Origin of the sequence: Spiroplasma corruscae (genome assembly GCF_002237575.1) — a bacterium.
In the GTDB taxonomy this organism is placed as follows: domain Bacteria; phylum Bacillota_I; class Bacilli_A; order Mycoplasmatales; family Mycoplasmataceae; genus Spiroplasma_A; species Spiroplasma_A corruscae.
This window is the reverse complement of record NZ_CP022535.1, coordinates 49,705-65,280: the sequence shown is the minus strand read 5'-3', so window position 1 is coordinate 65,280 and position 15,576 is coordinate 49,705. Positions and strand designations below refer to the sequence as shown.

General features: G+C 29.4%; 11 protein-coding genes. 2 read left to right on the top strand and 9 right to left on the bottom strand.

Features of this window, described 5'->3' with window-relative positions; translation table 4 throughout:
* Position 1 precedes the first annotated feature (1 nt).
* The 6 genes from SCORR_RS00305 to secA all read right to left on the bottom strand — a co-directional run bounded on the left by SCORR_RS00305 (position 2) and on the right by secA (position 11,193).
* A complete protein-coding gene (locus SCORR_RS00305) occupies positions 2 to 694 on the bottom strand; it encodes a folate family ECF transporter S component (RefSeq protein WP_094048031.1) in 693 nt (230 codons plus the stop codon).
* Positions 695 to 1,792, bottom strand: a complete 1,098-nt coding sequence (locus SCORR_RS00300) for a bifunctional folylpolyglutamate synthase/dihydrofolate synthase (protein WP_094048029.1) — start codon at positions 1,790 to 1,792, stop codon at positions 695 to 697.
* Positions 1,785 to 4,625, bottom strand: a complete 2,841-nt coding sequence (gene uvrA / locus SCORR_RS00295; RefSeq protein WP_094048027.1) for an excinuclease ABC subunit UvrA — start codon at positions 4,623 to 4,625, stop codon at positions 1,785 to 1,787. The genes SCORR_RS00300 and uvrA overlap by 8 nt, the downstream gene beginning before the upstream one ends.
* 7 nt (positions 4,626 to 4,632) lie before the next feature.
* Entirely contained in the window at positions 4,633 to 6,615 is a 1,983-nt protein-coding gene (gene uvrB, locus SCORR_RS00290; protein WP_094048025.1) for an excinuclease ABC subunit UvrB, read from the bottom strand.
* Positions 6,616 to 6,753: 138 nt separating this feature from the next.
* A complete protein-coding gene (locus tag SCORR_RS00285) occupies positions 6,754 to 8,247 on the bottom strand; it encodes a YfcC family protein (protein ID WP_094048023.1) in 1,494 nt (497 codons plus the stop codon).
* Positions 8,248 to 8,298: 51 nt separating this feature from the next.
* Positions 8,299 to 11,193 carry a preprotein translocase subunit SecA gene (gene secA / locus SCORR_RS00280; protein WP_094048021.1) on the bottom strand — a complete coding sequence of 965 codons (2,895 nt, stop codon included), beginning with the start codon at positions 11,191 to 11,193 and terminating at the stop codon, positions 8,299 to 8,301.
* 263 nt (positions 11,194 to 11,456) lie between these two features.
* Here secA and SCORR_RS00275 point away from each other — a divergent pair, with 263 nt between their 5' ends.
* Both SCORR_RS00275 and SCORR_RS00270 read left to right on the top strand, forming a co-directional pair.
* Positions 11,457 to 12,059 (top strand): YigZ family protein, encoded by a 603-nt coding sequence (locus SCORR_RS00275; RefSeq protein WP_157705298.1) that lies wholly within the window; start codon positions 11,457 to 11,459, stop codon positions 12,057 to 12,059.
* A gap of 20 nt (positions 12,060 to 12,079) precedes the next feature.
* On the top strand, positions 12,080 to 13,015 hold the full coding sequence (locus tag SCORR_RS00270) for a 5'-3' exonuclease (protein WP_094048018.1): 936 nt from the start codon (positions 12,080 to 12,082) through the stop codon (positions 13,013 to 13,015).
* A 17-nt stretch (positions 13,016 to 13,032) separates the two neighbouring features.
* Here SCORR_RS00270 and SCORR_RS00265 read toward each other — a convergent pair whose 3' ends face one another.
* Genes SCORR_RS00265 through atpG form a run of 3 tightly spaced genes read right to left on the bottom strand, consistent with a single transcriptional unit; the run spans position 13,033 to position 15,573 of the window.
* Entirely contained in the window at positions 13,033 to 13,317 is a 285-nt protein-coding gene (locus tag SCORR_RS00265) for a F0F1 ATP synthase subunit epsilon (RefSeq protein ID WP_157705296.1), read from the bottom strand.
* Positions 13,301 to 14,713: a F0F1 ATP synthase subunit beta gene (gene atpD, locus SCORR_RS00260; RefSeq protein ID WP_094048014.1), complete on the bottom strand. Its 1,413-nt coding sequence runs from the start codon at positions 14,711 to 14,713 to the stop codon at positions 13,301 to 13,303. Before atpD ends, SCORR_RS00265 begins: the two co-directional genes overlap by 17 nt.
* A 14-nt stretch (positions 14,714 to 14,727) precedes the next feature.
* Positions 14,728 to 15,573 (bottom strand): ATP synthase F1 subunit gamma, encoded by an 846-nt coding sequence (gene atpG, locus SCORR_RS00255; RefSeq protein ID WP_094048012.1) that lies wholly within the window; start codon positions 15,571 to 15,573, stop codon positions 14,728 to 14,730.
* Positions 15,574 to 15,576: the final 3 nt, after the last annotated feature.

Genomic DNA, 15,576 nt, shown 5'->3' with positions numbered 1-15,576 from the left:
TTTATACCTTTTCACTTATTGGATTTTGCGTCTTTCTTTTTAAAGACCCTCTATAACACCACACATCACTCGTTGTTCATTTATTTAGAAGTGGTTTTAGTGCATGGAACGAAGTATATACAAAGAAAATATATATAGAAAGTGCTATTGGCAGTTTTATAATTTTTGCAACTAAATCTAGTCAAGCGGCATTGCCTTTTCAAGACATCATTCATATTTGATTTAGTACTAAACTCTGAAATATATACACGAAAGAATATATTGCTATAACTTTTGCAAATATATAATTTCTATTTTTAAAAATAAAAACTAAAGAACCGGCAAGCCCTAGTAAGGATTTGCAAAGCATATACCCGCAATGGTAACCATAACTATTTGGTATTAATATAGTCATTAAAGTGTCGGTACAAATACCTGCAATTACACCACAAAGTGGACCAAATAACATTCCTACTAGGAAAATAATTCAATCACCAAAAGCTAGTCTAATATTAAACCCACCAAATATTAAATCTGATAATCTATATGATAAACCAGTCATCACAGCGCTTAAAGAACATAGCATTGATAAAACAGCTATGTGTTTTACACTTATTTTTTTAAATGTAAAACCTTCAATTCATAATGAAATGAAAAATACTATAATTAAACCTAAAGCTCCAATAACATTAGTTCAGATGTATCAATAACCCATTTATTTATTGCTCCTATATCATTCCAAAACTTGTGGTATGAAATAAAGACTTCCACAAACTACAATATTATTGTATATGTTTTTATCTAAAAATGATTGTCAATTATCAATGAAGGTATACTTTCCCTTAAGTTCATTTGGAACTATTCACGATTTTTGATGATTAAATTCAGTTATATAGATATTTTTAAATTTTTTCCTTAAAAAGTTTAAAGAAGTTAAATAATCTTTATCTTTACTAGAAGCATAAACTAGTTTAAAGTTTTTATACTTCTTTGCATCTTTAGTAAACTTCATTAGTCCATCAATGTTATGACACCCATCAATTAATAATAAAGGTTTTTCTCTTAATATTGTAAATCTTCCGATTGGTGGAATAAATGTACTTACTTTTATTCCAAGGTAATCTAATACCTTTTTTGCCAGTCCTACATTTGCCTTTTGATAACTTATATTCGATTTAGCTTTTTTTGTATATACAATGTTTAAACTTGTATACTTATTTATTATCTTTTTATATTTAATATTATCATTGCTAATAAAAACAGGGTTATTTAACTTAGTGATATTTATTTTGTGATCAATAATTTCTTCTATAGTATTACCAAGCAACTCTGTATGGTCAAAACTTATTGAAGTTAAACATACAGCGACTTGGTTGTTAAATAGATTTGTACAATCTAATTTACCACCAATACCAGCTTCAATTACGGCATATTCTACCCCTTTAGCATTAAAATAAACTATTGCTATAAAAGTCCAGATTTCAAAGAATGTTAGTTCATATTCTAGAAAAGTTTTTTTATTATCTTCATAAATTTTTTTAAGAGATTCATCGTCAATATATTGTCCGTTTGCTTGTACTCTTTCATTTTGGTATATAAAAGCAGGTGATATAAATAATCCAACATTTTGATACTTAGTTCTTAAGCCATCATAAATAAATTTTGATGTTGAACCTTTTCCGTTTGTACCAACCACATTTATTACTTTTATATTATTTTGTGGATTACCGACATCTTCAAGTAGCTTTTTTAAGTTATACTTTTTTCTAAATAAAATTTTTGTCTCTATAAAACTTTCATCAACTCTAATCATTTAAATATCCTTTTAAATATTTTGCTGTAAAACTTTTATCGCTCTTAATAATTTGTTCTGGTGTTCCTGTAACCAAAACTTCTCCGCCATTATAACCGCCTTCAGGTCCTAAATCAATGACATAATCAGAAACTTTTATAAAGTCTAAGTTATGCTCTATTGTTAAAACTGTATTTCCTTGGTCTACTAAAATATTTAATACTTCAATTAATCTTTTGACATCATCTATGTGAAGTCCAGTAGTAGGTTCATCAAGAAGGAAAAGTGTTTTACCAGTTTGTTTTTTTAATAAGAATGTAGATAATTTAACTCTTTGAGCTTCTCCCCCTGATAAAGTTGTTGCATTTTGTCCAAGTTTAATATAACCAAGTCCAACCGCTAAGATCGTTTCAAGTTTTTCTTTTATTTTTGGAATATTTTCAAAAAAATCATTCGCTTCTTTAACAGTCATATTTAATACATCTCAAATGTTTTTTCCTTTATATTTAACTTGTAAAGTTTCTTCATTATACTTACGACCTTCGCAAGTTTCGCATACTACTTCAACAAATCCGAGAAATTGCATGTCAACTCTAATGATTCCATCACCTTGGCATGCGTCACATCTTCCACCAGGAACATTAAAACTAAATCGCCCTTTTTTATAACCTCTAATTTTAGCTTCTGGAACTTCTGCATATAAATCTCTAATATCATCAAATACAGAAGTGTAGGTAGCAGGATTAGATCTTGGGGTTTTTCCAATAGGGTCCTGTGATACATATATTATTTTATCAATATTTTCATACCCTTTAATTTTTTTGTACTTACCAGCTCTAATTAACTCTTTATGTAACTCTTTTTTTAAACCTTTAAAAATGACTTCCTCAACTAAAGTTGATTTACCACTACCACTAACACCTGTAACTGTTATAAATTTACCAAGCGGTAGAGTTATATCTATATTTTTCAAGTTATTTTCAGTCGCTCCAATAACCTCAATTTTTAAGCCATTACCACCTCTTCTTTTTTTGGGGACTGGTACAGATAATTTTTTTGATAAGTACTTACCAGTTATAGAGTTCTCGTTTTTACAAATATCATCATAGGTACCTTGAGCAACTATTTCCCCACCATCAATACCAGCTCTTGGGCCGATATCAACTATTCAATCAGCTTCCATCATTGTGTCTTCATCATGCTCAACCACAATTAAGGTATTTCCAAGGTCTCTAAGTTTTTTTAGTGTTAGAATTAATTTATCATTATCCCTTTGGTGTAAACCAATTGATGGTTCATCTAGTACATATAAAACTCCTGACAACTTTGAACCTAATTGCTTAGCCAATCTTATTCTTTGCGACTCTCCACCGGATAAAGTTGTTGCAGATCTTGATAAAGTTAAATACTCTAAACCTACTTCATTTAGAAAACTTATTCTTGAAATCAATTGGTTCAAAACCAAGTTTGCAATTTTTTGTTGACTCTCTGTTAACTTAATATTAAGTAAGAAATTTAAATTTTCTTCAATGGTTAATTCAGTAAAATCTGATATAGATAAATTATTAATTTTTACACTTAGGGCAATTTCGTTTAATCTTTTACCTAGGCAAGTTTTACAAATCCTTGACATCATATACTTTCCATAATATTTCCTATTGTCTTCAGATTTTGTTTCTATAAATCTTCTTTCAATCAGGTTGGCTACTCCTTCGATATAGTCATATGACTTTAAAATATTTCCAGATGAAGTGACAATTTTGCTTTCGATAGGTTCATCACTTCCATACAATAAATTTCTTATCTGGTTTTTAGATAATGAGTTTAAAGGTGCATCCAAATCAACTAAGTAGTTATAACAAAGTAGCTTAAACTTTTGTCACTCGATGTTTTGAGTGCCAACTAAGTTTTTATAATATAAAATAGCGCCTTGGTTAATTGAAAGAGAGGTATCTGGCATGATTAATTCTGGGTCTGCTTCTAAATTAACACCAAGCCCATAGCAAGTATAACAAGCTCCGATTTTTTTGTTAAATGAAAATAGGTTTGGTTCTAAGTTAGGTATAGCAAATCCACATTCTCTACAAGAATAATTGGTTGAGAATAATTTTGATGTTTTATTCTTTGCGGGGTAAAATGTTTTAATTAAACCTTTAGAATAGTTTAAACCAACTTCTATTGCAGAATAGATTCTGGATTGTAAATCATCATCTTTTGATTTATATATTACCCTATCAACAACAATATCAATGTTATGCCTTTTGTTTTGTTCTAAATTTATTTCACTCTCAAGCGATATTATTTCATCGTTGACTTGTACTCTTAAAAAACCTTCTTTTTTTAGTTTTATAAATAAGTCTTTATGTGTTCCTTTTTTGTCTCTTACGATTGGTGCTAAAATATAAATTTGATCATCATCTACACTGTCTAATTTAACTGATTCAACTATTTCTTTAAGTGATGATGACTTTATTGGACCATGACCATTAATACAATATGGAGTACCAATATTAGCATATAAGATTCTTAAATGATCGTGTATTTCTGTTGTTGTTCCAACTGTAGAACGAGGGTTATGACTAGTAGTCTTTTGATCAATTGATATAGCAGGACTTAATCCTTCAATATCATCAACATCTGGTTTTTCAACCGATTTTAAGAACTGTCTTGAGAATGATGATAATGATTCAATATATCTTCTCTCACCCTCTGCATAAATTGTATTAAATGCCAATGATGATTTACCACTTCCTGACAACCCTGTAAATACAACTAATTTTTCTTTAGGGATTTCTAAATCAACATTTTTCAAATTATGTTCTCTAGCACCTTTTACTATTATTTTATTTTGCATATTTCTCCTAACTGGCTTCGATTTCTATGATTAAATCTCTAAGTTCTGCAGCTTTTTCATAGTTTTCTTCTTTTGCTGCTTCTAACATTTTTTTTCTTAAATTTTTTATTAAATTATCTTTTTCAATTTTCTTTTCTTTTGACTTTGAATTTAACAGTTTTCCGAGTTTATCATTAATATTAAACTCACCGTCAATATCAATTATTTTTTTAATAATTGTTTTTGGTGTTATATTGTGCAATTGATTATAATCAGACTGAATATTTCGCCTTCTTTCAGTTTCTTCCATTGCTTCTTTCATAGCCGGTGATATAGTATCTGCATAAAAAATTACTCTACCTTCAGAGTTTCTTGCTGCACGACCGATAGTTTGAATTAAACTACGTGTATTTCTTAAAAATCCTTGTTTATCAGCATCAAGAATGCAAACTAAACTTACCTCTGGTATATCAAGTCCTTCTCTTAAAAGATTGACACCAACAACTACGTCATAAATTCCTTTTCTTAAATCATTTAATACTTGATTTCTTTCCAAAGTTTTTAGTTCAGAGTGAAGGTAAGCAACCTTAATATCTCTTGATTGCAGGTGAAATGAAATATCTTCTGAACTTTTAATAGTTAATGTAGTTATAAAAACTTTCTGTTTTTTTTGAGTTCTATGTTTTATTTCTTTAATCACATCTTCAAATTGATTTAAAGATGGTCTTACTTCAATTATGGGATCTAGCAAACCTGTTGGTCTAATAATTTGTTCTACAACATCATTATTTGTTAGTTGTAATTCATAATCACCAGGAGTAGCAGATGTATAAATAACATTTTTCAATCTTGAAGTAAACTCTTCAAAATTCAGCGGCCTATTGTCTAAGGCGCTTGGTAATCTAAAACCATATTCAACTAAAGTTGTTTTTCTACTTCTATCTGTATTAAACATACCTCTGATTTGTGGCATCATCATATGTGATTCGTCTATAATAGTTAAAAAGTCATCTCCAAAATAATCGATAATAGTAAATGGAGCTTCGCCAGGCATTCTGAAATCAAGATGTGCAGAATAGTTTTCAATTCCATTACATACTCCAAATTCTGCCATTGTTTCTAAATCATAATTTGTTCTTTTTAATAACCTATCTGCTTCAATAAACTTTCCTAACTTGTTTAATTCATCGACACGATGGTCTAACTCATTACGTATATTATCAATTACTATTTTTAGTTTATCGAAGTTAGTAACATAAGCAGACGCAGGGAAAACAGTAAATAAACGAAGTCTGTCTATTACATTATTATTCAATGAATCTACCATTTCAATAGCTTCTATCTCTTCACCAAACAAGGATATTCTGATATTGTAATTATCAGTTCAACTTGGTGCAATGTTAATCACATCACCTTTTGCACTAAAATTACCCATTTCAAGTGCAATATCATTTCTTACATAACCAGTTCTAACTAAAAATGTTAATAAATCTTTCTTTGATATTTGCTGACCTACTTTTAATTCAAAGAATACCTTACTATACTCATTAGGATCTTGACTAGCATATATTGCCGCAACACTTGCTACAACAATAACATCTTTTCTTGTTACTAAAGCATTCATTGCACTTAATCGCAACATTGATAAATCATTATTTTTTCTAGCATCTTTGTCAATATATAAATCCCTAGCTGCCACATAGGCCTCTGGTTGATAAAAGTCAAAGTCAGACACAAAATATTCGACTCTATTTCTTGGGAAAAATTCCTTAAGTTCAATATAAAGCTGCATTGCTAACGTTTTATTATGGGCTAATATCAAAGTTGGTTTATTTATTTCTTTAATAACATTTGCCATTGTAAAAGTTTTACCCGTTGCTGTAGCACCAAGAAGTACTTGGTGTTCTTTATTTTGTTTTAAACCTTCAACGAGTTTTTTTATTGCACTTGGTTGATCGCCAGCAGGACTATATTCAGTAACTAATTCAAAAATTCTATTTTCTTTTTCCATTTTTTCACCACCAATAAAAAACTAAAAAATCTAGGTTTCTTTTGCCTAGTTATTAGTAAATTTTATTTTACATAAAATAAATTAAAAAGTAAACTTATTTTATACTTTTTTTACACACTTCATATAATCTTTTATGACTTAAAACCATGGGCTTTCATTTGAAAGTGGTAATGAAACTCCAATTAATAAAATTATAATCGAAATAAATATTAGACTACATATTAATGGTCAACTAGCCTTTATAAACTTACCATATGACACTTTAGATAAAGATAGAACTGCCATTAATGTTGCACTAGTTGGTGAAATTACATTTATTATTCCGTTCGCAAATGAAAAAGCAGTTATTGTACCCGATGTTAGACCTATCGTAATACTATTTGCTATAGGACCTAATACCGGAAATACCGCTGTTGCAAATCCGGATGTAGAAGGAATAAATACAGAAATTAATAAAAAGAATAAAAACGCAAGCACAATAAAACCGTATTTACCAATCCCTCTCATTGGAGATGATAGTGAGTTTACTAAAACTTTTTGCATTCCTGTATGCTCCATAATAAAACCAATTCCTCCAGCAAATGCTATCACTAAACATACGGACAAAATATCAGATGAGCCTTTAATAAAACTCTCAACGAAGTCTTCTTCTCCTTTTCATTCAATAAAACCAATAACTATTGAAGATAACAAGAATAAGGCGGAAGTTTCTAAAAAATTTCAACTACCAATTGGATTATAAAATCTTGCAATATATGGAGATTTTTGACTAACTCATTTAGTAAATGTTTCAAATACACTCAAACCAAATTGATTTCATGCAATTAAGGAGAATATCATTATAATGAAAGTTACACTAAATATTGCTAAAATAGCTTTTCGTTTCTTAGTAAACTTAGGTATATCTTGAGATATCGCAAACAATTTTTCGTGTATATCTTTATCTTCATAAACAGGAGATTTTTTTGGGTCATTTTTTACTTTGATTGCATATCACATTACAAAAGCTATTCCGCTTGAAGTTAAAACTAGTCATGATATAATTCTTAAAATTATACCAGTAGAGGTTTTTAAACCACTTACGTTTGCATTATCAACTGCGATTTGAATAACAAACGGATTAATTGTTGAACATACTACACCAATACCAGCACCAAAAAGGATTGCTAAAATAGTTGTTATAACATCAAATCCAGCTGCTAATAATACTGGAATTAAAACAGGATACAAAGCAATTGTTTCTTCGCACATCCCAAATACGGTACCACCAATAGAAAATAAAATCATAACAATTGGAATAATCAGCAACTCTCTTCCCTTCATTTTTTTTACTAATCTTCCAATTCCGGCATCGAGTGCTTTAGAGCTTACTACTACACCAAGGAAACCACCTATTATTAAAATATATATCACAACATCAATCTTGTTTTTAAGACCGTTTATTGGAGCGATAAATAAATCAAATAACCCAGCAGGGCCACCTTTTTGAATTGTTCCATCTGTATCGGTTCAATCACTAGTTGTACCTGGTATTCATGAAATTAATATCAATAGTAAAGTTATTGATATTAAAATAGTAAAAGCTGTTGGAATTCTTCATTTGAACTTTTTTTTGTTTTTAAAATTTTCCATAATTGTTCTCCTTTCAGTTCTAGTACAATAAAAAAAGACTATTACTAGCCTTTAACCTATCTTTGTTTTTGTTTGCACCTGTTCTGTATCGTGTATTTCATCAGGATCAATCGAACCATCATCTTTAACTTTAATTACTTTTTTAATTTTACCCTCTTTATCTTTTACGACAAAATCTTTAGTTTCTTGTTGTAATTTGTCTGCTATTGCAAAAAGAACTTGTGCTTCAATCATAATTGCATTTTTTTCTTCATCGGTTTTATCTAATAACATTTTTTCAGTTTTGTTTTTAATATCCTCTTTAGTAAATTTTTTTTCGAATAGGTCAAATTTTTTAAGTAGAGAATCTAGTTCTTCTTGACTTAGATTCATCATCTTCTGGTTTTGACTATTATAAATTTCATCTAGTTTATTCATTAAACCATCAAGTATAAAGAATTGAAATCTAGTTCTTTCTAACAATTGAGCATTATCTTTAAACTCTACTTCTAATTCTTTAAACCTTTTTTCGACCGTTGGTCTAGAAAAGTTTTCTTTCTCAACCTTTCACTCAGTTAATATATCATTTATATCTTTATCTGTTATATCTATAACTTTTTTTTCTTGAGGTTGTTGAATATCACTTTGATCAATAGATCTTATGAAAGATTCATTTAAGTTGTCTATTGTATCTTGTGCAATTAATATTTTCATTCTATTAAATAATCTTGCTGATTCTTCGACATATTCGTGTAGTGGGTTGTTTTGTGCATATTGTTGTAAATAAATACCACTTCTTAACTTCTGTGATAAGTTAATGTGTTTTGTTCAATGTTTATCAAAGGCTTGTATAATCGTTCTTCTTTCAAGTTCTGAAATTACATTAGACGGAACATCTTTTGTTTTCTCTAAATAATTCTCCATCATTTTTTCTTGCAAAATTTTTGCTATTTGTTGTTTTTCCAAACCATTTAGATCTTTTTCAGATAATGAATTAGATGCAATTAAATTTCCGTTAAGAGAGTTAAGTAACTGACTAATGTTTATTAAACTTTCACCTCTTACTAGTTCAGAATTATTTTGAACAGTTTCATAAGCAACTGTGTATTGGAATCTACTTATAACATTCTTTAGGTCATCCTGTAAAAGAATTGAATCTCTCTGTGCATACATTGCTTCTCTTTGTTGACTTAATATATTGTCATAATCAAGAACATTTTTTCTTTGGTCAAAGTTTAACCCTTCAAGTTTTTTTTGAGCATTTGTAATAGCTCTTGTTAATAACTTAGATTCAATATGGTCATCGCCAAGTTTTAAAAACATTTGTCTAAGTTTTGGGGCTGAGAACCTTACCATCAATTCATCTTCCATTGAGACATAAAATCTTGATGTACCAGGGTCTCCTTGTCTACCACTTCTACCTCTTAATTGATTATCAATTCTTCTAGCTTCATTTCTCTCTACACCCATTACAAAAAGACCGCCTAGTTTTCTAGTCTCATCACTTAATTTAATATCAGTTCCTCTACCCGCCATATTTGTAGCTAATGTAATAGATTTAAACTGCCCCGCTTTTTCTACTATTTCAGCTTCTCTATGATGATTTTTTGCATTTATAACTTCAAACTTGAGCCCAGCTTTTTCTAAATATCTTGCAACTTGCTCTGATGATTCAACAGAAGTAGTACCGATTAGTACAGGTCTACCTTGTTCATTAAGTTCTTTTAAATCAGTAACAAGTTTTTTAAGTTTTGCATTTTTAGTACCAAATGTTAAATCAGGTTCATCTTTTCTTATGATTGGTTTATTGGTTGGACAACAGATAACTCTTGTGTTATAAATTTTCAAAAACTCTTCTTCTTCTGTTTTTGCAGTACCTGTCATACCAGATAATTTATTATATAGTCTGTAAAAGTTTTGGTATGTAATTGTTGCTAGTGTAATAGTTTCTTCTTCAATATTTACATTTTCTTTTGCTTGTATTGCTTGATGTAAGCCATCACTATAAGCTCTACCAGGCATAACTCTACCAGTAAACTGATCAATTAACACAACTTCTCCATCTTGGACTGTATACTCTACTTCTTTTTTAAAAGTGAAATTAGCTTTTAGAGCATTCATTATTAAGTGAAATAACTCTGTGTTTTTTACATCAAATAAATTATCTAAACTAAAATATTTTTGAGCCTTATCAATTCCTGTTTCAGTTAAATAGACTTGCTTAAACTCAAGATCAATTTCAATATCATTTTCACGTGATATTGATTTAGAGAAAGTATCAGCAGCTTTATATAAATTAATACGATTCTGACTACCACCTGAAATAATAAGTGGTGTTCTCGCTTCATCAATTAATATTGAGTCAGCCTCATCAATAATTGCATAGTTTAATTTTTTTTGAACTTTCTGACTATACTGATAAACCATATTATCTCTTAAATAGTCAAAACCTAGTTCTGCGTTTGTTGTATAAGTTATATCTTGTGCATATGCATTTCTTTTTTCATCCTTATTAAGTGATCTTCCATTGAGACCAACTGTTAGACCCAGCAATGAATAAACTCTACCATTAATTTCACTATCTCTTTGTGAAAGATATTCATTAACTGTAACCACATGCACACCTTCGCCTGTTAATGCGTTTAAATAAGCCGGAAATAGACCAGTAAGTGTTTTACCTTCCCCGGTTCTCATCTCTGCTATATCACCTTGATGTAAAATGATTGCACCAATTAATTGAACTCTATATGCTTTTAAACCTAACACTCTTGAAGCAGCTTCACGGACAACAGCAAATGCTTCAACTAAAATATCATCCAAAGATTCCCCATTTTTTAGTCTTTCACGAAATTCTGCTGTTTTATTTACAAAATCCTCGTCTTTTAAACTTTTATAAACTTCTTCCATTGCAATTATTTTATCTGCAATTTTACCATGATTCTTAATTATGACCTTATCTCTTGCCATACAAAAACTCCTTTAAAAAAACTAAATTAATTATACTCTTTTCGAGACGGAAAATAATAGTATAGTTCAAATAATTAATAAAAAAAATTACTAATTTATACATTCACATTAGGAAGTGGTAAGATATAAAAGATAGAACTTATTATAAAACAAACTTTCATAAAAGTTTTTAGCATTTATAAAAAGATTTTTATTTTTTGATTTTTAAATAACTCAAATTGTGTTAAACAAAATAACAATATAAGATTAGATTGGTAGATATCGTGGTTTATTTAAACACTTTGCAAATTAGGAATTTGTTAACAATAAATGAAACATTTAAAAAATCAAAGTTTATCACCTATATTTGAAAAATAAATAATAAAGATGAATTAAAACAGTTTTTGGAACTTTATAAAAATAAAGCGGCAACACATAATTGCTATGCATACAAATACGGTTATAGTAAACAAGATTATGGTTATTTTAATGACAAAGAGCCAAATGGTGTATCAGGGGAGGCTCTATTAAACATAATTAATAAAAAGAATATAACAAATATTGCAATATTAGTAGTTAGATACTATGGTGGTGTGAAATTAGGTAAAGGTAATTTACAAAAGGCATACTGCTCAGGCGCTACAAAATTACTTTCAAATATAGAGCTAAAAAAAGTACAACTAATGTATAAATTAAAACTAAGATATGACTTAAAAGATAGTAAATCAATAAGTAATTTTTTGTTTAAAATATCTGGTGAATCAAACACTATCTTTGAATACAAAGATAGTTATGTCATATCTATTATTATAATAAAAACTAAGGAATTATTAAAAGAAATTAATTTCAAAATTGAAATCTTGAGTGAAACTCTAGATTATTTTTAACATTTGAAAGGTGAAAGTGCATGGAAAAGAAGAAAGTTGTAATAATTGATGGTTATCATTTATTACATAAGGGTTACTATGGGAGTCTAAAAAGAAAAAAAGTTGCAATTAATAGAGATGGCAAACTTATAAATGCGGTTTATGTATTTGTTGCAAATATATACCAATTAATAAAGTCTGAATTATATCATACAATAATAGTAACATTTGATGTTGGTAAAGAATGCTGAAGAAGAGAAATATACCCTGACTATAAGGCTACAAGGAAAGATACTCCTCCTGAGTTAATTCCACAAATGCAGTTAGTAAGAGATTTCTTAACTTCCGCAAATATTCCTTGATATGAAAAGGAAAGATACGAAGGAGATGACATCATGGGTACAATTTCTAGACTAGCTGTTAAGCTAGGATATGACGTAGAAATATTTTCAAATGATAAAGACACTTATCAACTAGTAAACGACAGCGTTAAAATTGTATCACAGCAATCAAAAAAGACAGAGAGAGAAGTTGTTACCGAAGAAAAGGTAATAGAAAAATTTGGTTGTCTACCGCATCAAATCCCAGATATTAAATCTTTATTAGGTGACCAGTCAGATAACATAAAAGGTGTAAAAGGTTTGCATTACAAAACTGCAATTAAATTAATAAAAAAATATGGAAATGTAGAGAACATTTTTAAAAATATGAACGACTTCCCTGAGGATAAACAAAAAAAACTAGAGGAATGTAAAGAACATGTTCTAAAAAACAAAAAAATAACAAAGATACTAAATAATGTTGATCTTGGAAGAATTAATTTTAGACCACTTAGAGTAAACTATGTTAGATTTATGGGGTTTTTAAAAAGAGAAAGAATGTGAGCATTCACTAAAATGATAAGCGATAAATATGATGAACAACAAAAGCTTTACATGGAAAGAAAAGCTCTTTTAGAAAAAGAAAACTTGGGTTAACCAAGTTTTCTTTTATTTTAAATTCTTTGTCCTTTTTCATCGACTTCATATAATCTTTGCGTAATAATTTTGACTTGATTATGAGAAATTTTTAAAATCCCACGATGCAAATGGATATGTTTAGTTTCGTTATTATTTACATATTTCATGTTTCCAATTACAAGAGTTGATACAATTGGAGCATGATTAGCATATACTGTAATACTACCGGCAGTAGTAACAATTGTGATTGACTCAACTTCAACATCATCTAGAAATGTTTCTTCTGGTGTTATTATTTTTAGTTTAAGCTTTTTTTCCATTATTTTGACCAATAAATCTTTCTTGAACTTCATCTATTGAACCAGCGTACATGAATAATACTTCAGGAACATTATCAAATTCACCATCTAAGATTGCTTTAAAAGAACGAACAGTGTCTGCAACTTGAACGTATTTTCCAGATCTACCTGTAAATTTTTCACCAACAGTAAATGGTTGTGACATGAAATTTCTTATTTTTCTTGCTCTATTAACTACTATTTTATCTTCTTCAGATAACTCCTCCATACCTAATATTGCAATAATTGATTGTAGTTCTTTATACTTTTGTAATGTTTCTTGGACTTTTAAACTAACTTGATAATGTTCTTCCCCAATAATTTGTGGGTCAAGCATTCTTGAACTTGAACTTAATGGGTCAATAGCCGGATAAACACCAAGAGATGCAATACCTCTATCAAGAACAACTCTCGCATCCAAGTGAGTGAAAGTAGTTGCTGGTGCTGGGTCAGTTAAGTCGTCAGCAGGTACATATACAGCTTGAACAGATGTAATCGAACCTTTTTTTGTTGAAGTAATTCTTTCTTGAAGAGCACCCATTTCTGTAGAAAGTGTTGGTTGGTAACCAACAGCAGATGGCATTCTCCCTAAAAGAGCAGATACTTCTGAACCAGCTTGAGTAAATCTAAAAATGTTATCGATAAATAATAAAACATCTTGCTTTTTAAAATCTCTGAAGTATTCAGCAATTGTTAAACCAGTAAGTGCAACTCTCATTCTTGCACCAGGTGGTTCATTCATTTGACCAAATACTAAAGTAGTTTTATCAATAACTCCAGCTTCAATCATTTCGTAATAAAGGTCATTACCCTCTCTAGTACGTTCACCAACTCCAGCAAATACAGAAATACCACCATGTGCTTTGGCAACGTTATTAATTAATTCTTGAACTAAAACTGTTTTTCCAACTCCGGCTCCACCAAATAAACCAATTTTACCACCTTTTGAAAATGGCATCATTAGGTCAATAACTTTGATTCCTGTTTCAAGGATTTCAGCTGATGTTGTTAAATCGTCATAACTTGGTGCTTGTCTATGAATAGGCATTGTTTCTGCATCTTTTACTGGAGGCTTATCATCAATCGGTTCTCCAAGAACGTTAAACATTCTTCCAAGAACTTTATCACCAACAGGAACCGAAATTGGTCTACCAGTATTTATGGCTTTTAATCCTCTAATCATACCTTCTGTTGGGCCCATAGCAATTGTTCTTACCAAGTCGTCTCCAATATGTTGAACAACTTCTAATACTAGTTTAATACCATTATTATCTACTTCAATGGTATTAAATAACTCAGGGAGTTCACCATCATTAAACCTTATATCCACTACTGGGCCAAGTACTTGAACAACTTTCCCTTCTGTTACTTTATTCATTTATATTACCTCCATTAATCGCTACTTTGAGCATTAGCACCACCAACGATTTCACTAATCTCTTGAGTTATACCTTCTTGACGTTTTCTATTATATAAAATACCTAGTTTTTCTGCTATTTCTTTTCCATTTTTAGTGGCAGACTCCATAGCCATTCTTCTACTTGCTTGTTCCGAAACTTGTGATTCAATGATTGTTCCAAATAGAATTGTGTTTAAATACATCGAAACACTAGTTTGTAGAACTATTTCTGCATTAGGTTCTAATGTTAAATCATCGTGATCTTTATCATCTTTAGGAACCTCAATTGGTAACATATTTAAGACTGTCGCATCAAAAGTAACATTATTTATAAATTTTGTGTAAATAATTCTTATTGCTCCAAACTCATTTTTTAAATAGTTTTCAAGCAATCAAATTGATAACTCTCTTGATTGTTCATTTGAGAAATCAACATCAATATTTGTTAATGATTTATATATATTGTAGTTATTAAATTTTGCAAAGTTAAGCACTTTAGTACCAATCGGTATAATTAAATCATTTTTAGATACATGTTTTTTAACTAATTTAATTATATTAGAATTATAACCACCACATAGTCCTAGGTTAGAACCAATAACTATTCATAGTATGTTATCTGGTTCTTTCCCCTTTTTTTTCATATATTTTGAGTCATTTGTATGTGTAATTATGTAATTAAATATTTCATAAACATCATTTAAATAACTTTGAATATTTCCTAATCTTTTTGATATCTTTTTTAACTTTGCAGTTGCAACAAGTTCCATAGCACCCGTTATTTTACCTATGTCTTTAGTTGATCTTAGCTCATTTTTTAACTCACTTAAGTTAGCCATTTG